We start from the raw sequence: 327 nt of genomic DNA on the forward strand, positions 1-327 counted from the left end.
TGGTGCGGAAGGAGAGACTTGAACTCTCACAACCGAAGTTACTGGAACCTAAATCCAGCGCGTCTACCAATTCCGCCACTCCCGCATCAAAGGGTTTGCTAATTTAAACTCTTAGCGTGAGTTATCTTATTCACTCTCTTGGTAGAGAGAGTGGCTGGGATACCAGGATTTGAACCTGGGAATGGCAGGATCAAAACCTGCTGCCTTACCGCTTGGCGATATCCCAACAAAGAATAAATTGATAGTTTTGGTTCTTATCAAGAACATGGTGCGGAAGGAGAGACTTGAACTCTCACAACCGAAGTTACTGGAACCTAAATCCAGCGC

Annotated in this window: 2 tRNA genes; both read right to left on the reverse strand. The window is 46.2% G+C overall.

Features of this window, described 5'->3' with window-relative positions:
- Positions 1-85, reverse strand: a tRNA-Leu gene (locus tag AN394_RS21380).
- 66 nt (positions 86-151) lie between these two features.
- Positions 152-226 (reverse strand) — tRNA-Gln (locus AN394_RS21385).
- Positions 227-327 lie beyond the last annotated feature (101 nt).

Origin of the sequence: Pseudoalteromonas sp. P1-26, from assembly GCF_001401795.1 — a bacterium.
Taxonomy (GTDB): Bacteria; Pseudomonadota; Gammaproteobacteria; order Enterobacterales; family Alteromonadaceae; genus Pseudoalteromonas.